The 23,907-nt window shown below is 72.8% G+C and carries 20 protein-coding genes; 4 read left to right on the top strand and 16 right to left on the bottom strand.

Going from position 1 to position 23,907, the window contains the following annotated elements:
- Positions 1–33: 33 nt before the first annotated feature.
- Positions 34–1,041: a helix-turn-helix transcriptional regulator gene (locus ABZO31_RS28235; RefSeq protein ID WP_406864121.1), complete on the top strand. Its 1,008-nt coding sequence runs from the start codon at positions 34–36 to the stop codon at positions 1,039–1,041.
- On the opposite strand, the gene ABZO31_RS28230 is transcribed toward ABZO31_RS28235, so the two are convergent.
- From ABZO31_RS28230 to ABZO31_RS28175, 12 genes are all read right to left on the bottom strand, one after another.
- A complete protein-coding gene (locus ABZO31_RS28230; protein WP_406864120.1) occupies positions 1,020–3,605 on the bottom strand; it encodes a helix-turn-helix transcriptional regulator in 2,586 nt (861 codons plus the stop codon). The two genes, ABZO31_RS28235 and ABZO31_RS28230, sit on opposite strands and share 22 nt — an antisense overlap.
- A gap of 4 nt (positions 3,606–3,609) precedes the next feature.
- Complete coding sequence (locus ABZO31_RS28225; protein ID WP_406864119.1) at positions 3,610–5,010, bottom strand: FAD-binding oxidoreductase; 1,401 nt, start codon at positions 5,008–5,010, stop codon at positions 3,610–3,612.
- 37 nt (positions 5,011–5,047) lie between these two features.
- The gene (locus tag ABZO31_RS28220; RefSeq protein WP_406864118.1) at positions 5,048–5,305 is read right to left on the bottom strand and encodes a phosphopantetheine-binding protein; all 258 of its coding nucleotides are present in this window, start codon (positions 5,303–5,305) and stop codon (positions 5,048–5,050) included.
- Positions 5,306–5,340: 35 nt separating this feature from the next.
- Positions 5,341–6,387, bottom strand: a complete 1,047-nt coding sequence (locus ABZO31_RS28215; RefSeq protein WP_406864117.1) for a ketoacyl-ACP synthase III family protein — start codon at positions 6,385–6,387, stop codon at positions 5,341–5,343.
- A 72-nt stretch (positions 6,388–6,459) separates the two neighbouring features.
- Positions 6,460–8,073: a D-alanine--poly(phosphoribitol) ligase gene (locus ABZO31_RS28210; RefSeq protein ID WP_406864116.1), complete on the bottom strand. Its 1,614-nt coding sequence runs from the start codon at positions 8,071–8,073 to the stop codon at positions 6,460–6,462.
- A gap of 65 nt (positions 8,074–8,138) precedes the next feature.
- Positions 8,139–8,783, bottom strand: a complete 645-nt coding sequence (gene phzG / locus ABZO31_RS28205) for a phenazine biosynthesis FMN-dependent oxidase PhzG (protein WP_406864115.1) — start codon at positions 8,781–8,783, stop codon at positions 8,139–8,141.
- Positions 8,784–8,844: 61 nt separating this feature from the next.
- Positions 8,845–9,681 (bottom strand): PhzF family phenazine biosynthesis isomerase, encoded by an 837-nt coding sequence (locus ABZO31_RS28200; protein ID WP_406864114.1) that lies wholly within the window; start codon positions 9,679–9,681, stop codon positions 8,845–8,847.
- A 23-nt stretch (positions 9,682–9,704) separates the two neighbouring features.
- Entirely contained in the window at positions 9,705–11,609 is a 1,905-nt protein-coding gene (locus ABZO31_RS28195; protein ID WP_406864113.1) for an anthranilate synthase family protein, read from the bottom strand.
- A complete protein-coding gene (locus tag ABZO31_RS28190; protein WP_406864112.1) occupies positions 11,606–12,229 on the bottom strand; it encodes an isochorismatase family protein in 624 nt (207 codons plus the stop codon). Before ABZO31_RS28190 ends, ABZO31_RS28195 begins: the two co-directional genes overlap by 4 nt.
- Before the next feature lie 46 nt (positions 12,230–12,275).
- Positions 12,276–13,451, bottom strand: a complete 1,176-nt coding sequence (locus tag ABZO31_RS28185; RefSeq protein ID WP_406864111.1) for a 3-deoxy-7-phosphoheptulonate synthase — start codon at positions 13,449–13,451, stop codon at positions 12,276–12,278.
- Between the two features lie 33 nt (positions 13,452–13,484).
- Complete coding sequence (locus ABZO31_RS28180; RefSeq protein ID WP_406864110.1) at positions 13,485–13,973, bottom strand: PhzA/PhzB family protein; 489 nt, start codon at positions 13,971–13,973, stop codon at positions 13,485–13,487.
- Between the two features lie 216 nt (positions 13,974–14,189).
- Entirely contained in the window at positions 14,190–14,891 is a 702-nt protein-coding gene (locus ABZO31_RS28175) for a response regulator transcription factor (RefSeq protein ID WP_406864109.1), read from the bottom strand.
- Positions 14,892–15,238: 347 nt separating this feature from the next.
- Here ABZO31_RS28175 and ABZO31_RS28170 point away from each other — a divergent pair, with 347 nt between their 5' ends.
- A complete protein-coding gene (locus tag ABZO31_RS28170; RefSeq protein ID WP_406864108.1) occupies positions 15,239–15,817 on the top strand; it encodes a TetR family transcriptional regulator in 579 nt (192 codons plus the stop codon).
- 55 nt (positions 15,818–15,872) lie between these two features.
- Here the strand turns inward: ABZO31_RS28170 and ABZO31_RS28165 are convergent, their stop codons facing one another.
- From ABZO31_RS28165 to ABZO31_RS28155, 3 genes are read right to left on the bottom strand one after another with little or no spacing between them, the layout of a single operon-like run.
- Positions 15,873–17,489, bottom strand: a complete 1,617-nt coding sequence (locus ABZO31_RS28165) for an NAD(P)/FAD-dependent oxidoreductase (RefSeq protein ID WP_406864107.1) — start codon at positions 17,487–17,489, stop codon at positions 15,873–15,875.
- Between the two features lie 37 nt (positions 17,490–17,526).
- Complete coding sequence (locus ABZO31_RS28160; RefSeq protein WP_406864106.1) at positions 17,527–18,912, bottom strand: cation:proton antiporter; 1,386 nt, start codon at positions 18,910–18,912, stop codon at positions 17,527–17,529.
- Complete coding sequence (locus tag ABZO31_RS28155) at positions 18,912–19,430, bottom strand: flavin reductase family protein (RefSeq protein ID WP_406864105.1); 519 nt, start codon at positions 19,428–19,430, stop codon at positions 18,912–18,914. The genes ABZO31_RS28160 and ABZO31_RS28155 overlap by 1 nt, the downstream gene beginning before the upstream one ends.
- Before the next feature lie 425 nt (positions 19,431–19,855).
- Between ABZO31_RS28155 and ABZO31_RS28150 the strand changes: the two genes are divergently transcribed.
- Together ABZO31_RS28150 and ABZO31_RS28145 are read left to right on the top strand one after the other, a co-directional pair.
- Positions 19,856–20,734 carry a hypothetical protein gene (locus tag ABZO31_RS28150; protein WP_406864104.1) on the top strand — a complete coding sequence of 293 codons (879 nt, stop codon included), beginning with the start codon at positions 19,856–19,858 and terminating at the stop codon, positions 20,732–20,734.
- A gap of 140 nt (positions 20,735–20,874) precedes the next feature.
- On the top strand, positions 20,875–22,617 hold the full coding sequence (locus ABZO31_RS28145; RefSeq protein ID WP_406864103.1) for a GAF domain-containing protein: 1,743 nt from the start codon (positions 20,875–20,877) through the stop codon (positions 22,615–22,617).
- On the opposite strand, the gene ABZO31_RS28140 is transcribed toward ABZO31_RS28145, so the two are convergent.
- The gene (locus tag ABZO31_RS28140; protein WP_406864102.1) at positions 22,618–23,832 is read right to left on the bottom strand and encodes a nitrate/nitrite transporter; all 1,215 of its coding nucleotides are present in this window, start codon (positions 23,830–23,832) and stop codon (positions 22,618–22,620) included. It abuts the gene before it with no gap.
- Positions 23,833–23,907: the final 75 nt, after the last annotated feature.

Genomic DNA, 23,907 nt, shown 5'->3' with positions numbered 1-23,907 from the left:
CACCTGCCGTCAGGTATGCAGGAGACTCGGGAAATGAAGTTCGACCGGCTGCTGTCCACCCTGCTTCTGCTGCAACAACGCGATCTGATCCCGGCGACCGAGCTCGCCGAACGGCTGGAGGTATCGGTCCGCACCGTCTACCGCGACGTCGAGGCGCTGTCGGCGGCCGGGGTGCCCGTCTACGCGGAGCGCGGCAAGTACGGCGGGATCCGGCTCCTGCCCGGCTTCCGTACGGACATGACCGGGCTGACCACCGATGAGGCACGGGCACTCTTCGTCCTCGTCGGGGAGAGCGCGCACTCGGCGCTCGGGCTCGACCGGGCCCTCGGTTCGGCGCTGCGCAAGATGATGGCGGCGCTGCCCGCACCGCACCGGCCGGCGGCCGAGCTGAGCAGCCGCCGCGTCCTGATCGACCCCGACCGCTGGCTGGCCGGGCCGCGCGACGAGTCCGACCTGGAGGCCTTGCACACCGCGGTGCTGGCCGACCGGCGGCTGCGCATCGGCTACCGGCACAGCGGCAGCACGACACGGAACTTCTACACGGTCGATCCGTACGGCCTGGTCTCCAAGGCCGGCACCTGGTACCTCGTCGCCGACCACGACGGCAGGCCTCGGCTGTTCCGGGCCGAGCGGATTTCGGCCGCCACCGTGACCGCCGAACCGGTGCGCCGCCGCGAGGGCTTGGAGCTGGCGCAGGTGTGGAAGGAGCTCCGGCAGGAGGTGGAGGGCCGAAGTGGGGGGACGCGGGTGACGGTACGCGTGCGTCGGCACCGGCTGGACATGGTCCGGCGGATCACCGGCGCGCACTTTCTCGGGCCCGCCTCGCCGGCCTCGGGCGACGACACCGGCGACGGCTCCGACCCCGACTCCGGCGACGACGCGTGGGTGACGGCGGAGCTGATGTACCCGGTTCCCGCCGCGGTCCGCCAACTGCTCCAGTTCGGCACGGACGTCGAGGTGCTCGGCCCCCCGGAAGCCCTGCGGGAACTGGCCCGGGTCCTGGCCGGCCTGTCCTCGCTCTACCAGCCGTGCGCGGACTGAGCCGCGGCCGCCTCGGGCCCGAGGCGTTCACCGAGCAGCGCCCGGGACGTGACACCGAGCTTGCCGTAGATCCGGTACAGGTGGTTCTCGATGGTGCGGACCGACACCGTGAGCCGGGCGGCGATCTCACGGTTGGTCAGCCGCCCGGCGGCCAGCGCGGCGACTTCGCGCTCGCGGGCGGTCAGCGCGCTGCCGTCCGGGGCCGGTGGGCGGTCGGCTGCCACGGCCCAGCCGGGCAGCGTGGTGCCGGCGCAGGCGGCGAGGTGCCGGTGGCTCCCGGCCAGTGAGGCCCGGGCCGCCCGGTGGCGGCCCGCGGCCCGCCACACCTGGTGCGCCTGGCCCGCGCACTCCGCGGCGAGCGGGTACGCGCCGAGTCGGGCGAAGCGGTCGGCGAGCTCGTCGAGAACCGCACCGTCCCGCCGGGCGAGCGCGCGGATGTGCTCGGCGCGCAACGCGCCGGCGGCTGCGGCCTCACCGACGCCGCCGAAGTCGCCGAGCGCGTCCAGCTGCTGCGCCGCCGGACCCGCCGAGCCCAGGCGCGCCATCAGGTGCAGGGCGGCCAGCGCCGTCCTGAGCCGCCCCGCCGCGGCCGCCCGCCGCGCCACCTCCCCGGCCCGCCGCAGCGCCCCGGGCCCGTCGCCCGACCGGCCCAGGACCAGCGCCTCCTCCAGGACGGCGGAGTCGTCGGCCAGGGGGTAGGGCAGGGCCCGCCGCGCCGCCGTCCGCACCTCGATCAGGGTACGGACGGCCTCCGTGGTCTGCCCGGACTCGGCGAGGGCTCCGGCCAGTTGGGCCAGGACCCAGGCCCGGGTGGTGAACCAGTCCGGCCCGTCCGGTACCGCGGCGGCCCGCCGGAGCAGCGCCACCGCGTCCGCCGCTCGTCCCGTCTCCCGGTGCAGACGCGCCCACAGCGCATCGGCGCGGAGCCGACGGCGTACGTCCCAGGGCGGGTCGGCGCGCCGCAGCCGCTCCAGCGCGCCGCGGGCCCGCGCGAGGTCGCCGCACTCCAGCGCGGCGTGCGCGCTCACCACCCGGTGCGCGTGCCCCGCCTCGTCCTGCCAGGTCTCGGCCGGGCAGCGCTCCAGCATCGCCCATGCGTCGGCCGGGTCACCGAGTTCGGTGCGGGCGAACGCGGCGAGCGGTACGCAGGACTGGAGCGCCGGTGCCGCGTACGTCTCGCGCGGAACCCTGTCACCCGTCGCCGCCACGTCGGGCAGCCGGTCCTGCCACAGCCTCACCACTTCCTGGAGTCCGCGTGCCGGTCCGTGCGGCGCCCGCTGCGCCCACCGGTCGGCGAGGCCCGCGGCCTCGTCGATCCGGCCCAGTCCCCAGGCGAGGTTGCCGATCCGGGCGGCGAGGACGTCGGCCGACCGGCCGTCGGCGGCCGCCAGCGCCGTCCGGGCCTCGGCGTGTCGTCCCTGCCCGGCCAGGGCCCGGCCCAGCAGCAGCGCGGCCGCCGGATCGGGCGCCCCGGCGTCGGCGGCCCGGCCGTCGCCGAGCGCGGCTCGGGCGAACCGCTCGGCCGGACCGAACTCGCAGCACCGCAGCGCCGTCGCCGCCGCCGCGCGCAGCCGGGAGGCCGACGGGGTTCGCCCGGCATCGAGCCGCAGGGACACCGCCCGCAGCAGGTCGAGGTCGGTGTCGGCGGACGGCCGTGCCGCTCCGGCCGGGTCCAGTTCGTCGGCGAGTTCGCGGCGGAGCCTGCGGGCGGTGAGCGGCGGCAGGCCGGCGACGACGGCGTGGCCGCACAGCGGCTGACCGAGGCGCAGCCGCCGGCCCGTCCGCTCCGCGACCACGACGCCCCTGCGGTTCAGCCGCTCCGCCGCGGGCGCCAGGTCAATCAGCCGCGGCAGGTCCTCCCGCACCGGCCCGGCCAGGGCGAGTACGGCCACCACTTCCTGCTCGTCGGGGTCGAGTCCGCCCAGCATCCGCCGTGCGGTCTCGGCGGCCCGGCCGCCCGGCACTCCGGCGGGCCCCTCCCAGCGCCACAGCCCCCGGGCCGGGCGGAGCGTGCCCTCGGCGACGGCCTGTTCGGTGAGCTCGGTCAGCAACAGGGCGTTGCCGCCGGTCAGTTCCCACAGGCGGGCCGTGGTGTCGGTGGCGACGTGGCTGCCCAGCCTGGCCCGCAGGAGGCGCGCGGCGCCGGCCCGGTCGAAGGCGGCGAGCTCGAGGTGCTCCAGCAGGCCGTCCCGCCACAGCTCGTCCACGGCCGCCGGCACCGGAACGCCGGCCGGCGCCGTCGCGAGCAGCAGCACCCGGCCCTCCCGTACCGCCTCGGCCAGCGGTTCGGCGCGTGCCGAGGTGAGCCGGTGGATGTCGTCGACGCCCAGCACGGCGTACGGTCGGGCCCCGCCGTCGAGGTCGCCGTTCCGGCCGTCCGCCGCCGCGCCGTCCGGCCGCAGCCGCCCGAGGGCCTCCGCGAGGAGCCGGGTCCTGCCCACCCCGGGCGGGCCGGTCAGCAGGAGGCCCCGGCCCCGGGCGGCGAGCCCTTCGACGGCTTCGAGCTCGGACTCCCGGTTCCGCAGGGGCCAGCGCGCCACGGCGTCCGCGGCGTGTGCGGTCATCCCCTCACCGGCCGGGCACGATGTTGCGGTTGCACCGGAAGAGGTTGGCCGGGTCGTGGCGCGCCTTGAGCGCGGCGAGCCGGCGGTGGTCGGCCGGCTCCCAGTAGTCCACGGGCGGCTCGTCGGCCGCACCGTCCGCACAGCCCCCGTACACCAGGTTGTGGAACCTGCCGACGCGGGCGGGCGCGAGGGCGTCCAGCACCTTGCGGTGGGTGGCCCGTGCCTCATCGAGGTCGGTCCCGTCCAGCGGGGTCAGGACGCGTACGAGGTAGCGCGCCTCCCGGTGGCCCACCGCGTTCGGCACCTCGGGCGGGCGGCCCAGCGCGCCGCCCAGGTGACGGACGTCGAGCACGCACATGACCGGCGCGCCGGGTCCGGTGCTCTCCGCGAGGGAAGCGGCCGTCTCCGCGTCGAACTCCCGCAGCAGGACGTTGTCGCCCAGGTAGGCGTGCGGGTACGGCGGGTCGTGGTAGATGTCGGCGCACTCGGTGTACGGCATCTCGCCGAGGGTGTCGGTCAGCGTGGGCCCGGCGGCGCGCAGGGGCGCGACGAGTTCCTCGCCGGTCCTGGAGTCACCGGTGTACGCGATGCGCACATGGGCGACGTGGCGGCCCCGCCAGTGGCCGGGGAACGCCGCCACGTCGGGGTAGTCGATCGTCGACACGGAGGAGGTCAGCTCCTCGGGCAGCGTCGCGGTCCACTGCCGGTACGCCTCCAGGAGGTGCGGCGACCGGGCCGTGTCGAACGTCAGCTCACCGCCGTAGATGCGGCTCACCGGCACCAGGTCGATCTCGACCGCCGTCACCGCGCCGAAGTTCGCCCCGGCTCCGCGCAGGGCCCAGAACAGGTCGGGGTCGCGCTCGGCCGTGACGTGCCGGTGGCAGCCGTCGGCGGTGACGACGTCGACGGCGCGCACGTGGTCGGCCGCGTAGCCGAACTGCCGTCCCAGCAGGCCGAGTCCGCCTCCGAGGAGGTAGCCGACCGCGCTGACGTCGGGCGAGGAGCCGTTCAGCGGGGCGAGGCCGTAGCGCGCGGCGGCGTCGACGACCGCCCCGACGCGGGTGCCCGCGGCGATCCGGGCGGTCGCCGCGGCGGGGTCCACGGTGACCCCGGTCATCCGGGCGGTGCTGATGAGCACGCCGCCGTCGAGGGGGACCGACAGCCCGTGTCCGGTGGCCTGCACGGCCACCGGCAGCCCGTGGGCGGCGGCGTGGGCCACGGCCGCCGCGACATCGTCGGCTCCGGCGGCCTGGACCAGGACGGACGGCCGGTGCCGGTAGTCGGTCTGGAACCCCGAGCATCCGGCGTCGAAGCCCGGGTCGCCCGGCCCGAGCACCGTTCCCCGGACCTGTTCGCCGAGCCGGGCGGCCGCTCCGGTGCCGTCGGCGGCGGTGGCGCTGTTCATGGCGGGCGTTCCTTTCGGTCGTACGGTCGCTGTGCGTTCAGCCCGCGGAGGGGGCGATCCGGTCGGGACCGAGGTGCTGCGCCCAGGCCCGCACGGTGGGTTCGACGGCGAGCGTGGCGAAGTCCACGTCCAGGCCGCCGCGGCGCCAGCGGCCGCTGAGCCGCATCAGCCGCAGGGACGTCAGCCCCAGCTCGGCCAGGTTGGTGTCGTCGGCGATCTCCTCGGGTGCGATGCCGAGCACCGCCGCGACGGCCTCCCTGATCTCGGCGGGGGTGAGCGTGGTCACGCTGGTCATGACGATGGCCTTTCAGCAGTACGGGTAGGGGTGGGTCAGCCGCGGGCGGCGGGCGGCGCGGTGATCCGGACGACGGCGCAGCCGGCCTCCATGCCCTCCGTCGCTCCCACGAGCAGCACGTGGTCCCCCTCGGTCACCTGGCCGGTCTCCCACAGGTGTGCCAGGCCGAGGACCAGGTCGCTGACGCTGGCGTGCCCGATGGTCCTGATGTACTCCCAGGTGCCGACCTTGGCCGGAGTCTCCAGCGGGTCCAGGATCATCGCGTGCAGGGCGTCCTCGTTGAAGCCGATGTGCGCGACCCGGGTGATGTCGTCCCATCCGACGCCCGCCTCGGCCAGCGTCTGTTCGGCGGTCTCGGCGACGAGTGCGCCGAACCGGGACACCGCCTCGATCATGTCGAGCGGCCGGGCCCCCGGCCGCTCGGCCCAGGCCTGGAGGCGGGGCGCGACGTACATCGGGCGGTCCGCGTGGCGGGCGGGCGGCAGCAGCCGCTCGCCGCCGCGGTGCATGTCCTCCAGGCTGGACTCGGACCGCGAGCCGACCGCGAGCAGGCGCGCGAACCCCGGGCGGGTCGACACCACGAGCGCGGCGCCGCTGTCCGCGTACATCGCGTGCTCGGAGTCCCGCCAGCGGTCGACCAGCGGTGTGGAGAAGTTGTCCGCGGCCGTGATCAGGACCGCTTCGCTGTCCGTCGTGGTGGCCAGGAGCCCGGCGGCCAGCCGCAGCGAGGTCAGCACGGACAGGCAGCCGTGCCGGATCTCGGTGGCGACGACGGGCCGGTCCAGCGTCCGGTTCAGTACGTAGTGCGGCGCCGACCAGCCTTCGGGGCCCTGGTAGTAGGCGCCGCTGTGCAGGAGGGCGGCGAAGTCCTCGGGCCGGTGGCCGGACTGCTCGACCGCCTTCCCGGCCGCGTGCACCGCCATGTCCACGGCCGGCAGTTCCGTTTCCACCGCGACGGCGGTGATGCCCGATTCCTCGGCCGCGGTGCTGTCGACCCAGCCCTGCCGCACCGCTTCCGCCATGGGCACGGTCGCCGGCACGTACGTGCCGATGCCCGCGAGATGAATGTTGTCGACCTTCACTGGTGTCCCCTTCTCCGATGGCCGCTGTCGTTGCTCAGTCGCTCGTCCGTGAGCTGTCCCTGGCGTCGCAGGTCACAGCGGGAACGGCTCCAGCTCCCCCGAGATCACCTGCTCGCGCAGGGACTTGCGGTCGACCTTCCCGTTGGTGTTCAGCGGAAGGGTGTCCAGGAGGTGGTAGGTCAGCGGGATCATGTACGGGGGCAGGGACTCCCCCAGCCCCTCGTCCACCGCGTCCATGTCGATGCCGTCGCCGGAGACGACCGCGGCCAGCACCGCGTCGCCGCCCCCCTCGCCGGGAACGGCCAGCACCACGGCCTGCGCCACTCCGGGCTGCTGAAGGAGGTGCGCCTCCACCTCGCCCGTCTCGATCCGGTGGCCGAGGACCTTCACCTGGGCGTCGAGGCGGCCGATGTACACGTACTCCCCGCCGGCGGTCCTGCGGGCGAGGTCACCCGTGCGGTACCACCTGCGCGGCTCTCCGTCGTCCCCGGTGGTGGTGTGGAAGGCGCCCTCGGTCAGCTCCGGGGCGTTCCAGTAGCCGGCGAACACCTGCGGTCCGTACAGGCAGAGTTCGCCCGTCTCGCCGTCGGCCGCCGGGGTGCCGTCCGCGGCCAGCACCGCGGCCTCCATGCCCGGGTACGGTGCGCCGATCGGCACGATCCCGTTGACCGACCGGTCCGGTGAGGTGTGCGGGTCCCAGCGGTGCACCAGGCAGGCGACGGTCGCCTCGGTGGGACCGTAGAGGTTCTCCAGCACCGACGTCGAAGCCGCCTCCTGCCAGGCCCGGGCGACCGGCGCCGGCAGCGCCTCGCCGCAGAACAGGCTCCAGCGCAGGGACGGCAGACTGCCCGGTTCGAGCAGCCCCCTGCGCGCCTGGAGAGCGGCGACGGAGGGCACCGACAGCCAGACGGTGATGCCGTGGTCGCGGATGAAGCCGAGCGGCGACAGCAACTGGTGGGAGTCCATGGGCAGCAGGCACGCGCCACCGGCCCAGGCCAGGAACGGGTCGAAGATCGACAGGTCGAAGGTCTGGTCGGCGGTGTGCGTGAACCGGTCATCCTCGGTGAACCCGTAGCGTTCGGCGTTGACGCGCACGAACCAGGCCACGTTGGCGTGCGAGATGGGCACGCCCTTGGGGCGGCCGGTCGAGCCGGAGGTGAACAGCAGGTACGCGATGTCGTCCGGGTCCGGGAACACCGGCTCGGACAGCGGCGTGCAGTCCTCGGCACCGGCCCGGGTCACGACCTGGGCGCCGGCGGGCAGACCCGAGGGCGCCTCGTCCGTGTCCGGCAGCAGGGCGGGCGGGGCCTCCGCCATCTCGCGCAGCAGCGCGGCGAGTTGTCCGGCCGAACCGTCGTCGGCCATGATCACGTCCAGGCCCGCGCGCTCGGCGATGTCCTTGTTGCGGGCGACCGGGTACTTCTTGTTCAGCGGCACCGCCGTGGCTCCGGCGTAGAGGGCCGCCAGGAAACCCGCGTACGTGACGAGGCTGCGGTGGCCGAGAAGCCCCACCCGCTTCGGCCGCTTCCCCAGGTCGATGAGCGCGGCGGCCCAGCGGCGGGCCACCGCGTCCAGCTCCGCGTACGTCCAGGAGCGTCCGTCGAGGAGCAGGGCCGGGCGGCCCGGATGGGCCCGCGCGGAGGAGTGGAAGCCACTGTGGAGGAAGTGAGAGGCATGGTCCGGCATGGGTGTGCTCGCGTTCCGCTTCAATGAGTCGTCGAAAGGGCGGTCGGTCAGGGCCGTCAGGGCCGTCAGGGCTGGAGTCGGCTGATGGTCCAGCCGCCCTCGCACCGGTCGTAGCGCAGCCGCTCGTGCAGCCGCCCGGTGCCGTTCGCCCAGAACTCCACGCTCTCCGGCCGCAGGTGATAGGCGGTGAACGAGTCCGGCCGGGGCAGTGGTCCTCCCCCGGCCAGGCGTCCGGCCCGCTCGCGGAGTTCCGCGACCGCGCCGAGTCCGTCCAGCGGCTCGCTCTGCCGGGACGCCGTCGACATGGCGTGGGTGAACTCCGCGCGGGCGGCCCACAGGGCGTCGGCCTCGGCGTCGGGGAGCCGTTCGACCGGGCCGGCGACGGTGATCTGCTGGCTGCTCTCCCGCCAGTACAGGACGCCGGAGGCCCACGGGTTGGCGGCCAGCTCCCGGCCCTTGCGGCTGCCCTGGTGGGTGACGAAGGCGAGTCCCTCGCCGGTCACCCGGCTCACCACCAGGATCCGGGACGAGCAGCGGCCCCGGGCGTCGGCGGTGGCCAGGGCCAGCGCCCGCGGTTCGCGGAACCGGCGGCGCTCGGCCTCCTCGAGCCAGGCGGCGAACAGCCCCATCGGCTCCGTCGGCGGGGTCGCGAACTCGGGGAAGGCGATCTCCACCGACCCGGTCAGGGTCTCCGACCTGGTGCTGCTCATGCGTGTCTCCGTGGGGCGGGCGTGGGGTGGCCGGACGGTGCGGTGGTCACGGGTGCGGCGGTCACAGGCGCAGCGTCCCCTCGATGACGACGGCGCCGTCGCCGCCCACCTCGACGGAGACGACCTGGTCACCGGCTCCCTCGACGAGCGCGCGCATCGGGGAGGGCCGGCCCAGCTCGACGCCCTGGGTGATCTCGATGCGCTGCCCGTACTCGATGAGCCCGTGCCGCGCGAGGTGGATGGCGATGGGTCCGGCCGCCGAGCCGGTGGCCGCGTCCTCGACGACGCCGTACGCGGGCGAGAACATCCGGTTGCGCCACCGGGTCCCCGACCCGGCGAAGCAGTTGGCCGCCATGTCGGGGAACTGCGCGAGGGCGCGATGGTCGGGGCTGAGGGCGGAGAGCTCCTCGACGCTGCCCAGGCCGACGAGGACGTGGCGCGGGCCGTTGCGGTAGACCTCCACGGGCAGCGCCGGGTCCGCCACGCCCAACGCGGCCAGGAGTTCCTCGGACTGCTCGAACGGCTCCCAGACCGGTACGGGCTGCTGCATCCAGGCCGCGGTGACCACGCCGCCCCGGCGCACCAGCTCGAAGGGGACGAGGCCCATGGCGGTCTCCAGCTTCAGCTGGTCCGCCGAGGTGCGGTTGCCGAGCGCGATGGCCGTGCCCAGCAACGGGTGCCCCGCGAAGGGGAGTTCGTTGACGGGCGTGAAGATCCGGATGTGGGCGTCGCCGCCCTGCTTCGGACCGAGGACGAAGGTGGTCTCCGACAGGTGCAGTTCCGCCGCGATGCGCTGCATCTGCTCGGCGGTGAGGTCGTCGCCGTCCAGGAAGACGGCCACGGGGTTGCCGTGCAGGGGTCGGGTCGCGAAGGCGTCGACGACGACGTAGGAATGCATGGGGGTCTCCGGCTGGTCTGTGGTCATGGGCGGAGCAGGTCCGTCACGGCGGCGGCGACGATGCGCGGGCCGTCCTGGGTGAGCACCGACTCGGCGTGGAACTGCAGGGACGCGAAGTGCGGGCCGCGCAGCGCGTGCACCTCACCGGTGGCGGCGTCCCGGCTCACCTCCACCACGCCGATGCCGTCGACGTCGGCCTTGTCCTCGGTGCTCCGGGCCGCGAACGTGTTGTAGAAGCCGACCCGTTCAGGTCGGCCGAAGAGGTCGATCTCCTTCTGCACGCCCTGGTTGGGCACGTCCAGGCGGCGTACCGGGAAGCCCAGCGCGAGGCTGAGCACCTGGTGGCTGAGACAGACCGCGAGGAACGGGCCGCCCCGGTCCAGCAACGCCGCCACCGCCGCGCGCAGGTGCGCGATCTTGGGGTGGTCGCGGTCGTTCGGGTCGCCGGGACCCGGCCCCATGACGACGAGGTCGTGGCCGTCGAAGGCGTACTCCTCGTCGTAGCGCCGGATCGTCACGTCCAGCCCCATGGCGCGGAGCTGGTGGCCGATCATGGCGGTGAAGGTGTCCTCGGCGTCGACGATCAGCACCCGGCGGCCGGCCGGGCCGGGCAGGGGTTCCGCGCGGTCGCCGGTGTCCCGGAGCCAGAAGTCCGACAGTGGCTCGTTGCGCCGCTCCAGCGCGTCGCGTACGCCCGGGTGGGCGGCGAAGCGTGCGGCGTCACCGGACTCCAGCGCGGCGACCAGGCCGGACGCCTTCGCGCGGGTCTCGGCGGCCTCCGACCCCGGGTTGGAGTGGCGAACCAGGGTGGCCCCCACCCCGATGCGCAGCCGGCCCGCGCGGTCGATGTCCGCGGTGCGGATGAGGATCGCCGAGTCCAGGGCCCGGTCGCCGTGCTCGTCGCGCCCGATGAGCGCGGCGACTCCGCTGTAGTACCCGCGCCCGTCCGGCTCGTACGTGCCGATGACCCGGCAGGCGCTCTCCAGCGGCGAGCCGGTCACCGTCGGCGCGAACATGGTCTCGCGGAGGATCTCGCGCACGTCGCGGGTGGTGTGTCCCTCGATGAAGTACTCGGTGTGCGCGAGGCGGGCCATCTCCTTGAGGTACGGGCCGACGACCCGCCCGCCCGCGTCGCAGATCCGGGCCATCATCTTCAGTTCCTCGTCGACGACCATGTACAGCTCGTCGGTCTCCTTGCGGTCCTCGAGGAACTCCATGACCTCCGGCAGGCTGGGCCCGCTCTGCGGGTAGCGGTACGTCCCGCTGATGGGGTTCATCACGGCCTTGCCCGCGCGGACGCTGATGTGCCGCTCGGGCGAGGCGCCGACGAAGGTGCGCTCGCCGGTGTGGACGAGGAAGGTCCAGTAGGCGCCCGCCTCCCGCTCCAGCAGCCGGCCGAAGAAGGACAGCGCGCTGTCCGGTCCGTAGTCGGTGATGTCCGCGACGAAGGAGCGCTTGATGACGAAGTTCGCGCCCTCGCCGGTGCCGATGACGTCCTCGACGACCCTGCGGACGATCTCCTCGTACGCGTCGTCGGCGACGTCGAAGTGCTCGCCGCTCAGCACGGTCGGCACCCGCGGCAGGCGGGAGAGCACCTCGGCGAGGGGCAGCCGCTGCTGGCCGGTGACGGTCAGCGCGAGCAGCGGGGCGCCGTCGTCGGGCACCGCGTACCCGCGCTCCCCGACCTGTCGGTACGGGATGACCGCGAGGACTTCGTGGTGTGCCCCGGCGGTCCGCCCCGGCCCGTCCGGGAGGTCGATGTCCGCGAGCGTCTCGGGCATCGACAGGTCGCCGACGAGTACGTCGACGGTGTCCGCGCCCGCGGCCTCGGGCCGGTGCAGCAGGGCGAAGGGGGCCGGGTGGCCGGCCAGGACGCGGCCGATCAGGTCGCCTGCCGCCGCCGGAGCGGTGGCGCGTGGCCCGGTCATGCGAACACCTCCTCTGCCGTGACGACGGCGGCGCAGCGTTCGGCCGCGTAGGTCACGGCCAACCGGTGGTAGTGCTCGTTGAAGTCGGCGACGGCGTCGGCGACGAGGAACGGCTGGATGTCGTGGGTGAACGCCTCGACGGCGGTCATCAGGACGCCGACGTGCGCGTAGACCCCGCACAGGACGATCTGGTCACGGCCCGCCGCGCGCATCCGCTCCAGGAGCGGGGAGTCGAAGAAGGCGCTGTAGCGCCACTTGGTCAGCATCCAGTCGCCGTCGGCGGGCGCCAGTTCGTCGACCACCGCGCGGTCGGCCGGTTCCGGGCGCATGCCCGGGCCCCAGAAGTCCTTGAGCAGACCGCGCTGTTGCTCGGTCATGCCGCCGGGCTGGGCGGTGTAGGCCACCGGCACCCCGGCGGCGGCGCAGCGGTTGCGCAACGCGGCGGAGTTTCCGACCAGTCGGCCGCGCACGTCGGCCGGGAAGGGGGCGAGGAAGTAGCGCTGCATGTCGTGGACGAGCAGGACCGCGCGGTCCGGGTCGGGGGTCCACCGGGCCGTGTTGGGGGGCAGGTCGCCCCTGGTCGGAAACGGGTAGGACTCGATCGTGGGTATGCCGGGCATGGCATCGCCTTCCTGTGCCTGCGTCAGGGCTCGGGCCCGTCCGGAATCACGCGGTCCAGGCGGAGACCACGGAAACGGCTTGGCGCGGGTTGAGCCTCGGGTCGCAGAACGTCGTGTACTTGTCGCCGACGTGGTCGAGATCGGCCTCGCAGGAGACGCACTCGGTGACGTCGTGGGGGGTGGTCTCCAGGTGCAGCCCGCCGCACACGCCGCCGCCGGCGGCGACCGCCTGCTGGAAGGCCGCGACTTCGCGCGAGACGGTCTCCACGTGCCGGGTCTTGGTCCCGTCCGGCGCCGCGACGGTGTTGCCGTGCATCGGGTCGGTCAGCCAGATGACCGGGTGGCCCGCCGCGCGCACGGCCTCCACCAGGGAGGGCAGCCGTTCCGCGACGCGGTCGGCGCCCATCCGGGCGATGAGGGTGAGCCGCCCGGGCTCCCGGCCGGGGTCGAGCCGCTCGCACAGGGCCAGGACGTCCGCGGGCTCCATCGAGGGGCCCACCTTGCAGGCCACCGGGTTGTCCACCTGAGCGAGCAGGGCCACGTGGGCGCCGTCCAGTTGGCGGGTGCGCTCGCCGATCCAGGGCCAGTGGGTGGAGCCGAGGAACAGCTTGCCCCGCTCGTCGGTGCGCAGCATGGGGATCTCGTACGCCAGGAGCAGTGCCTCGTGGCTGGTCCACACCGGCGGTTCGAGGGCGTGCCGGCCGGCCGGCCGGTGGCGCCAGCCGAGGTGCTCGACGATGTCGGCGGCGGCCATGTACCCGGTCAGGATGCGCAGCGGGTCGGGGCGCCTGGCCTCCGGATCGGGCTCGAGACCGTTCACCATGTGACCGCGGTACACGGGGATCTCGACGCCGTTCACTGTCTCCGTGGGGCGGGAGCGGGGCTTGGCGAACTGGCCCGCGATGCGCCCCACCCGGATGACGGGCTTGTGGGTCTTCATCCGCAGCGTGCCGGCGAGCACATCGAGGAGCCCCGCCTTGCGCGCGACGTCGTCTGGCGTGCACTCGGCCGGGTCCTCCGCGCAGTCGCCGGCCTGCATCACCATGGCCTCACCGGCCGCCACTCGGGCCAGGGCGTCACGCAGCACGCGCAGATCGGCTGCCTGGACGAGCGGGGGCCGGGACGCCAGCGCGTCTCCCACACGGTCCACCTGCGGCACATCGGTCCATTCGGGCTGCTGCACGGCGTGACAGTTGCGGATATCACGCAAGACTTCGTCCACAGGAGTCTCCAAGGGGATGGCAGAACAGCCGGGTCAGGTGGGTATGCCTTCGCGCTTGATCTCGGGAACGGGAATGCTGAGCGCGCGAAGCTGCTCGAAGGGATTCATGAACTCGCGGTTCTGCTTGATCTTCCCGTTCTCCAACGCGAACGAATGCAGGAAGTGGTTCTGGTAGTAGCCCTCGGGGTAACCGGCGAAGCGGATCTTTCCGCGGCCGTCGCACTCCACCCAGAAGCGGTTCGGGTCCTGGGTCTCGAAGACCTGGATGTTGTACCACTCCCAGTCCGGGAAGCACTTCAGCGACCACACCGCATGCTCCGCGAGCCGGTCACGGCCGTTGATGACGATCGGGGCGCCGGTGTCCGTGGTCCACAGGCCGCCGCTGCCGTCCTCGGTGAACAGGGTGTGCCGCTGAAGCCGGTCCTGGCCCTTGGTGGCCATGTACCGCTCCACCGTGGCCCGGTTGATCCGGCGCAGTTCCACCTCGTCGGTGAAACCCTGGTATTCCGCAGATTCGGGCATGCCTGCCTCCAGGAGGGTTGGGATGAAGGAGAGGAAGGGGAATCGAGCCCGGCGCGTGATCACACCGCGGCATGGCCACAAGTCTTGCCCGTCGGAAGGGTTCGGACAAGAAAGGAAGACTCAGAACAAGGTCAGGCATTGTCAGGGTGAGCGAAGATTTCGCGAGAGAACGTGACCTATGTCAGATCGGTGTCAATTACCGGAGGGATCGAGCACTCAGGGGCGTCCGAGCTGGAATCCCACTCCGCGCACCGTGATGATCCAGTCACTGGCTCCGAGTTTGGTGCGCAGGCTGCTCACATGGGTGTCGATGGTCCGCCGCGACCAGGCGTCCCCCCAGACCTGCTGCATGATCCGCTTGCGCGGGACGACCGTGTCCGGGTGGGACGCGAGGAGGTGGAGCAGGTCGAACTCCTTGCGCGTCACGTCGATCCACCTGCCGTCGACGCTGACCCGGCGTGCGGCCGTGTCGATGCTCAGCGCGCCGTGGGAGATGAACGGCGCGGCGGCCGGGGAGTGCGCCCGGACGCGGCGCATGACCGCGTCCATCCTGGCCAGCAGCTCCCGGAACCCGTACGGCTTGACGAGATAGTCGTCCGCGCCGGCCCGGAGACCGAGGACCCGGTCCAACTCCGTTCCCCTGGCCGTCACGGCGATGACCGGGCCGGAACCGGCGGCACGCATCCGCCGGCAGACCTCGAGGCCGTCTATGTCCGGCAGTTCGAGGTCGAGGAGCACGATGTCGACGCCTTCGAAGGCGCTCAGCGCGGCCGCCCCCGAGGCGGCCCGCTCGACGTCGTGACAGTGCCGACGCAGACCCCGCTCCAGGTTCTCCGCGTCCTCCGTGTCGCTCTCCACCACGAGCACCCGCCAGGCGGCGGGCGGCCGGTGAGAACCCGTCAGGTCCGAGCGGATCACAGTCTCCCCCTCAAACAGCCCACGCGACACGCTCAGGCGTCTTCCCCGTCATGCGCTCAGGTAGTATAACAAACCTACCTGGCTGTTTCTCGGGCTCACTTGCCGCCACAGGGGACCTCTCCAGGTGGAAGCTTTCCGTGGCCGACCACCCGCCCAGGGCGATCATTGACCCATAATCACCGATTGATCCCGTATCGGCACAGCGTCTCCACCCCCTCACGCCCTCGGATAAACAGACCGCATTGCTGGTTTGTTTGGGGTGTGCTCCCGCTAGACTTACGCACAGTGGTCGTCTGGTGACGACTGGCCGACAGATCTGTCAGACGCGAAGAGACAGGTGCCGCCACATGCAGATACGCGCCGAACAGACCCGCAAGGCCCTCATCAGCGCGGCAGCCGGGCTGATCGACCTCAAGGGGCTCAGGGACACAGGACTCGTCGAGGTCAGCAATGCCGCAGGCGTGAGCAAGGGCGCGCTGTACTTCCACTTCTCCTGCAAGGAGGGCCTGGCCTCCGCGGTGCACGAGGAGACCCATCAGCGGGTGCGGCGGCTGGCCGAACGCCATCTGTGCGGCCCGGACCCCGACCTCGCCACGCTGGCCCGGTTCCTGACCCAGCTCTTCGCCGAGCTCCGCGAGGACACGACGCTGCGTGCGGGACTGCGCCTGGAGTCCGAGGACCGCGCCGCCGACGGCGAGGGTCCGCTGCCTCTGCGCCAGGCCTGGCTGCGCTACCTCGACCGCCACTTCACCTTCCCCGGGGACCTCGCCGCCCTGCCCCACCTCCTCGCCGCGGTCACGGTGGGTCTGGAGGTGCTGGGCCGCAAGGACGCCCACTGGTGGACGGAGGAGACGGTGGACGGCGTCTGGGAGCTGCTGCTGCGCCTGGTCCCCCAGTCGCCGGAGTCGGAACCGGCCGACCGCTGAGAGGGCGGGGCCGGGCCTGTCCGCCGGCTTCGGCGGCCAGGCCCTGTGCGAACCGTCAGGCGAACAGGCCCTTGATGTGCTCGGGCGCCTCGTTCCTGCCCCATTCCGCGGCACGCCGCATGAGTTCCGGGGTGGCGTCGAAGCAGCGGTTGTCCGGGTTGCCCAGCTCGAACGGCGCCGGCAGGGCCTCCGTCTCCCGGACCCGGGCGAGGATCTGCCCGGCGGCGTCCCCGGGCGCCACCGTGCCGGCCTCGACCTGCCGGCAGAGCTCCCGGGTGAAGGTCAGCAGCCGGCTGATGTCCTGGCCGACGGGGGCCGGCAACCCCGGGGTGTCCGTCTTCTCCAGGTCGCGCAGCACCTGGTCGTCCCGGGTCTCCAGGAAGGCGCGGTAGGCCCGCTCCAGGGTCATCGTCGGCATGATGCTGGTCGCCTTCCACACCCGCGTGACGGCGTTCCACAGGTCGTAGTCGCGGAAGCCGACGAAGGAGCTGTAGACGACGTCGTCATGGACGTCGAACAGGCCCTGCTGGAGGCTGTCGATGTAGGCGAACCGCTCGGTGGACCAGTCGCCGTCCCTCGACGCCTCGATCAGCCGCCACGCCAGCGAGTTGACGACCTCGAAGGTGTTGGTCAGGCCGCGCGAGTAGAGCGCGTCGATGAACCCCGCCGCGTGGGCGGTCAGGCAGTAGCGCTCGCCGACCGTACGCGTCGCCGAGTACTGCAGCCGCCCGGTACCGACCCAGGGGCGCACCGCCCTGGCGCCGGTGAACTGTTCCGCGATCTGCGGGAACCGCTGCAGGAAGGCGTCGAACTCCTCCTGCGGCGAGACGTCGGGCTTGGGGAAGACCCGCTCGTCCAGGGTCAGTCCCACACTGCACAGCGTGCTGAGCGCGCCGTCGTGGTTGTCGAACGGGATCACCCAGAGCCAGCCGCCGTCGAAGACGTGGTGCAGCGTGCCGTTGTGCCAGGGGCTGGGCTGCTTGTGCGCCGCGGCCGCCGCCGCGTCGTCGAACGGCGTGACGCCGACCATGTGCGTGAACAGCGTCCGCGAGTGGTGCCGCGCCCGGGTCGGCTCCTCGCGCAGACCGAACTTGTCCGCCACCGGCGAGCGGAAGCCACTGCCGTCCACCAGGTACTCGGCGTGGAACTCCTCCCCCCGGTCCGACCTCAGCACGACCCCGTCCGGGCCGGTGTCGATGTCCTGGATCCGGGTGCCCAGCCGGCCCTCCGCGCCGTAGCCGACGGCGAGGTTGAACAGGTAGGCGTCGGTGTCCTGACGGAACAGGTGGCTCTCGGTGCGCTGCCACTCGGGGATCACCAACTGGTTGATCTGCTCCGGGTCCTGCGGCCTGCCCTCCTGGTGGTAGACGAACCCGAAGTTCTGCTTGCGGCCGCTCATCGGGGAGATCTTGTCCTGGATGCCGCGGAAGGTGGCGAGCGGCAGGATCTCCGGGACCCGGTAGCGCTCGGCGATGACCTTGGTCATGGTCGAGGTGTACGGGATGGTCGACTCGCCCACCGCGAAACGCGGGTGGACGCCCGCGTCCAGCACCAGCACCTTCACGCCGTTGCGGGCGAGCACCGCTGCCAGCGTCCCGCCGGCCATGCCCGCGCCGAGGATGGCGACGTCGTAGCGCTTGTCGTCCCGCGGTTGGATGTCGGTCGTGTTCACAGTTCACCTTTCGAAAGAGGTACGGGGCAGGGATGCCCTAGGGGTGGGCGACGCGGTCCTTGCCGCCGCTGGTGGTGGAGGCGGTGGTGGTGGTGGCGGCGGTGTCCTGCGGCAACATGACCCGGAGTTCGCGCATCTCCTCCTCCGCGGTGTGCTCGACGCGGTTCATGGCGATGCGCAGCAGGGGCGGCGCCATCAGGGAGGTGAGCACCGCGACGAGGACGACGATGGAGTACATCTCGACGGTCAGCAGTCCGAGCCGGACGCCGATCATCGCGATGATCACCTCGATCACGCCCCGGGCGTTCATGCCGGCGCCCAGGGCCAGGGACTCCCAGCGGTTCATCCGGCTGAACAGACCGCCGACGAAGGCGCCCAGGAACTTGCCGAAGACCGCGATGCCGAACACTGCGAGGCCCCACAGGGCGATGCGCGGGTCGGCGAGGGCGCTGAGATCCATCCGCAGTCCCGCGGTGGCGAAGAACAGCGGCGCGAGCACCGCCATCACCGTGGTGTTCAGCGGTGACAGCGCCGTCGTGTCGATGTCCTTGGACGAGCCGATGAGGATGCCGCACAGGAACGACCCGAACACCGCCTCCAGGCCCAGCGCGTGGGAGCCTGCCGCCGACAGGACCATCAGGACGACCGCGGTCATCACGGGCAGGCCGGCGACGCCGGAGCGGGTGGCCGCGCGCATGGCCGTACGCACGAGGTACCGGCCGACCGTCAGCGTGCAGATCAGGAGCACCGCCATGTGACCGAGCGCGAGCGTCACGTCGCCGGTGTGCAGGCCGGTGGTGGCCATGGCCGCGATCAGTGAGACCAGCACCCATCCGACGGCGTCGTCGATGGTGCCCGCGACCAGGATCATCTGGCCCACGTTCCGGTGGATCAGCTTCATGTCCAGCAGCGTCCTGGCGATCACCGGGATCGCGCTGACACACATCGCCACCCCGACGAAGAGCGCGAAGACCGTGGCGTCGGCGCCCTCGGCGCGCAGTTCCCCGGGGAGCATGAAGCCCAGCCAGACGCCGAGCCCCAGGGGCAGGATCAGCCCCGCGGCGCTCACGACCGCGGCGCGGGACCCCTGGCGGCGTACCAGCTTGAGGTCCAGGTGCATGCCGGTGAACCCGACCAGCAGGATGACGCCGAACTGGCCCAGCGCGTCCAGCAGATGCATCTGAACCGCGTCCTGCGGGAACAGCCAGTGCGCCGGGCCGGGGGCCACCTGGGCCAGCAGCGACGGGCCCAGGATCACACCTGCCGCGAGCTCACCCACGATGGACGGCATGCCCAGGCGCCGGGCCAGCTGACCCAGCAGCATCGCCGCCGCCAGCAGCACGCCGACCTGCAGCAGCAGGATCATCAACGCGTGGGTCGGGATCGGGGCAACCGCGGCGGCGGCCGATGTCAGGGAGTCCATCACACCGCCGCCGGGAGGGAGCTCATCTCGCCGCGGAAGAAGACGAGCGGCTGCTGACCGCGTTCCGGCACCCCCAGGTCGACCACCTCGCCGATGAAGACGGTGTGGTCACCGACCTCGGAGGTGTCGACCAGGCGGCAGGAGAGATAGGCCAGGGCGTCGTCGAGCACCGGGACCCCCGTCGCGGAGGGGCGGTGCGCCGCGTTCCGCATCGAGGCCGTCGCCCGGCCGGCGAACGCCCGGGCCAGCGGCTCCTGTTCGGCGGCCAGAAAGTTCACGGCGTACGCGCGCGATTCCTCCACGACCCTGCGCAACCGCGATTCGCTGTGCAGGCAGAACAGCACGAGCGGCGGGTCGAGGGAGACCGACGTGAAGGAGTTGACCGTCGTCCCGGACGCCTCCTCGTCGCGTCCGCTGGTGATCACCGTCACGCCGGTCACGAAATGGCCGCACACACGGCGGAGCAGCTTCGCCTCGACCGGCCCGGCCTGGTTCGGTTTCTGACTGTCAGACGGCATCGGAGTCACATGCACCTCTTGGGTCGGGGAAGGCACGCTCGCGCCTTCCTCGGCGGGAGTGGGTGTACGCGGGCTCGACCATGCCCGCCGCGCACCGCGGCGCGACGTGTCTCACTGGTCTTCTCGTGACATGAGCGGCACCGGGCCCAGCCGCGCGCGGGGCCTGCCTCGGACTGCTCGGCCGGCGGGGGGCGGAATCAACATGCCCTGCGCCGGGGGCCAGTGACAGCGCGCCGAACCCTGGCTAAAGCTTCTTCGCTCCCGCCTGCCGGTTCAACCCACGGCCTTTCAGGACCTGGTCAGATCTTGGCAGCACTCGTTCAACCCCACGTCAAATGCCCTCGCCCCCGGGCCCAGCCCCCGCTCTCGCCTCCGTACGGCCCGCGAGGTCGTCCGCGAGACGTCCAGCGCCTACGATCACGCCCATGTCCCTCACCTCACCGATACCCGTCCTGCGTGGTTCCGGCGGAGCCGTCCTCCAATCCGAAGGCGACGACCTGGTACTGAACCGGGCGGACGTCGAGACGCGGATCCCGCTCCAGGCCGTCCGGCGGATCCGCGCCGAGGGGCGCGCGGTCGCCGTGGAGCTCACCGCCCCGGCCGGGACGACTCCGGCCGTTCACCGGGTCGACGGCGTGAGCGAGGCGGCGGCCACCTTCTTCGCCGACGCGGTCAACGCGACCCTGCCCGAGCGCGCCGACGAGGCCGGGGAGACCGCCGACGGTTCGGCTCTCGTCACCGTCCGTGCCGTGAGCGAGTCCCGGCAGGGCGTCGAGTCCCAGCAGGAGAGGGGGACGCGCGTGCTCAGGCGCTGGGTCGGGGCCGTCGCCCTCCTGACCGTCGTGCTCACCGTGGCCGTCTGGATCGCGGCGCCGGCGATCATCGCGCTCCCGATCCTGGTCACCCTCCCCCTGGGCGCGACCGCCACCACGCTCGGCATCATGGGACTGAAGATCGCCCGCGACGAGTGGTACCTGCCCCGGAAGGGCATCACCGTCGAGGCGGTACGGCACGAGAACATGACCGACCCGTTCGGCAAGACGGGGAACTACGTGTACACGGACCTGGACGGCAAGAGCCGTGCCGTGTACGCCCAGAAGCGCGCCGAGGTCATCCAGGTCGCCTACCACCCGCAGAATCCCGGCACCGCGGTCGCCTGCCAGTCGTTGCTGCGCAGGTCCGTCTGGACCGTCGTCTGCGCGGGCATTTTCCTCTTTGGCCTCGCCGTCGACCTCCTCGTCCTGGGCCTGGCCATCGGCGCCTTCCTGGGCTACTACGACGATTACGGGACCACGGCCGGCTGACCCGCGCGACCCGGTTCGGTCTCGGAGGGGCGCGCGTGGGGAGCGGACCCTCGTTCGCGTCGGCGCCGGTCCCACCCCGCCCTGCGGTCCGCACCGTCTCGCCGGAATAGGATTGCGGGACTCTTCTGGAGGGAGCGGGGATGGCGTACGAGCCGGCCGAGGAGCGCAGGGGCGGGCCGGCGGCGCCCCAGTTGCGGCTGGACGAGCTGCTGGAGGGCCTGCAGGCGCAGGTGGCACAGGTGCGGGCGACGCGGGATCGCGTGCACACGCTGCTGGACGCGGTGCTGGCCATCGGCTCCGACCTGGACCTCGACGTGGTGCTGCGGCGCATCACCGAGTCGGCGGTGGCCCTGGTGGACGCCCGGTACGGGGCGCTCGGGGTGGTCGGCGAGGGAGGCAGGATCAAGCAGTTCATCACCGTCGGCATCGACGAGGAGACCATCGCGAAGATCGGTCACTACCCCGACGGTCAGGGCATCCTGGGCCTGCTGATCAGGGAGCCGGAACCGCTGCGGCTCGCCGACATCGGCGCGCACCGCGAATCGGTCGGCTTCCCCGCGGGGCATCCGCCGATGACCACCTTCCTCGGCGCTCCGCTGCGCGTGCGCGATCGCGTCTTCGGCAATCTGTACCTGACCGACAAGCACGGCGGGGCGCAGTTCGACGACGAGGACGAGGCGGTGCTGCGCACGCTGGCGGCCGCGGCCGGCGTGGCCATCGACAACGCGCGCCTGTACGAGGACTCCCGCAGCCGCGAGCAGTGGCTGGCGGCGAGCAGCGAGCTGACCCGGAGCCTGCTGTCCGGCACCGACCCGGATCAGGTCCTGCATCAGATCGCCGCCACCGTACGGGCCCTGGCCGAGGCCGATCTCGTGACGGTGGCCGTGCCGCTGGAGGGCGGCGACGAGCTGGTGATCGAGGCGGCCGACGGGGAGGGCGCCGAGCGGGTGCGCGGCCTTGCGCTGCCGTCCACCACGCTGGCCGCGAAGGTCTACCACTCCAACGAGCGGATCAGCAGCAGCGCGCTGTCCGAGGAGCCCCAGGAAGGGGGCGGCTCCGCGGCCCGTGTGGACCTCGGGTCCGGGTTCCTGCTCCCGCTGGGCGGCCGCACACACGTACGCGGCGTCCTGCAGGTCGCCAACGTGCCCGGCGGCCGGGAGCTCTCCGAGGCCACGATGACCATGATCGGCGGCTTCGCCGACCAGGCCGCGCTGGCGCTGGAGATCGCCGAGCACCGGCGCGAGTCCGAGCATCTCCTGGTCCTGACCGACCGCGACCGCATCGCCCGCGACCTGCACGATCTGGCGATCCAGCGGCTCTTCGCCTCCGGGCTGACGCTGAACTCGGTGCTCGGCCGGATCGCCGACCGGCCGGAGGCCGCCGAACGCGTCCGCCGGGTCGTCGACGACCTCGACGACACCATCAAGACGGTACGGACCACGATCTACGCGCTGCGCGAGGGCGACCGGGCGGCGGACGGACGGTCCGGGCTGCGGGCGAGGCTGCTGTCCGAGACCGACCAGGCCGCCGAGTCCCTCGTCTTCAGCCCCGCCCTGCGCATGACCGGCCTCCTCGACACCAACGTCCCCGCGTCGCACGCCGAACACCTGCTCGCGGTAGTGCGCGAGGCGCTGTCGAACGCCGCGCGGCACGCACAGGCCACCGCTGTCGAGGTCACGGCCGAGACGGACGGCGCCCTCCTGCGGCTGCGCGTGTCCGACAACGGACGCGGCATCGACCCGGCCGTCACCCGCCGCAGCGGCCTTGACAACCTCAGCCGGCGGGCCGAGGAACTGGGCGGCAGCCTCGTGCTCACGCCCAACGAGCCGAGCGGCACCGTCCTGGAATGGACGGTGCCGATCCCCACGGAGGCCACGGGGTAGTTACGCGGTGCGCACGCCCCTGACCGTGTACGCCAGCGCCGCGGCGGCCACCAGGGCGAGCAGGGCCAGGCCGGCCGCGTAGCTCCCGTACGCGCCGTACAGCGTGCCCATCACCAGCGGCGGCAGGAAGCCGCCCAGGCCGCCCGCGGCGCCGACCACGCCGGTGACCGAGCCGACCTTGTCGGCCGGGGTCACCAGGGCCACCAGCGCGAAGGTCGCTCCGCTGCCCGCGCCGAGGGCCGCCGCCATGGACAGGAAGGCGACGGTGCCGGCCGGCGCCAGGGCCGGCGTGAAGGACTGGGCGAGCGCCCCGGCCACGACGACGGCCAGCGAGCCGGCCAGGACCCGCTTCGGTCCGACGCGATCGGACAGCCAGCCGCCGACCGGGCGCATGGCCACCGCGAGCAGCACGAACCCGGCCATGCGGTTCGCGGCGTCGGCCTGGTCGAGGCCGTAGCCGGTCTTCAGGTACGTGGGCAGGTAGACCGAGAAGGCGACGTAGCCGCCGAACGCGACCGCGTACAGCGCGGACGCCTGCCAGGTGATCGGCAGCCGGGCGGTCGCGGCAAGGCGGCGGGACAGGGGCTCGGTCGGTACGGGCCGTCCGGGCGCGTCGCGCAGCAGCAGCGCGGCGAGCACCGCGTACCCGGCGAGGACCACGGCGGTGATCAGGAACGGAGTGGCCGTGCTGTGCGCGTCGACCAGCTTCACCGTGGTCAGGGCGCTGATCGCGGTGCCGCCCATGCCGGCCCCGAAGACGCCGATGGCCGTCCCGCGCCGCTCCGGCGGGAACCAGGCACTGACGAGCGGCACGCCGACGGCGAACGCGGTGCCGCCGATGCCGAGGAAGAACCCGCCGACCAGCAGGGCGGGGAGCGACGAGTGCCCGACGAGGCCGAGGTAGAGCACCGGCACGACGGTGGCCGCGGAGACCGTCGGGAACATGACCCGTCCGCCGAACCGGTCGGTCAGCGCGCCGACCGGGATACGGCCCAGCGAGCCGACCACGACGGGCACCGCCACCAGCAGCGACTGCTCGAACGACGACAGGTCGAGACCGTCCTTGAACCGCGGGCCGAGGGGGCTGAGCAGCGCCCACGCCCAGAAGTTCACGGCGAACCCGACCGTGGCCAGGGCCAGCATCAGCCACGCCCTGCCGGGCACCGCTGCGCCCGGAGTCACGTCGCCGCTTCTCGCCTTCACCGGCTGGGACATGTGGTCCTCCCCATTCCCTGTACGTGGCGGCACCACCGCGTGATCCGCCTCGGCACCACTCTCCGCGGCCGGGGC

Source organism: Streptomyces solicamelliae (assembly GCF_045348655.1).
In the GTDB taxonomy this organism is placed as follows: Bacteria; Actinomycetota; Actinomycetes; order Streptomycetales; family Streptomycetaceae; genus Streptomyces; species Streptomyces solicamelliae.
Note: the sequence above shows the minus strand (reverse complement) of the source record. Positions and strands in the feature narration are given on the sequence as shown.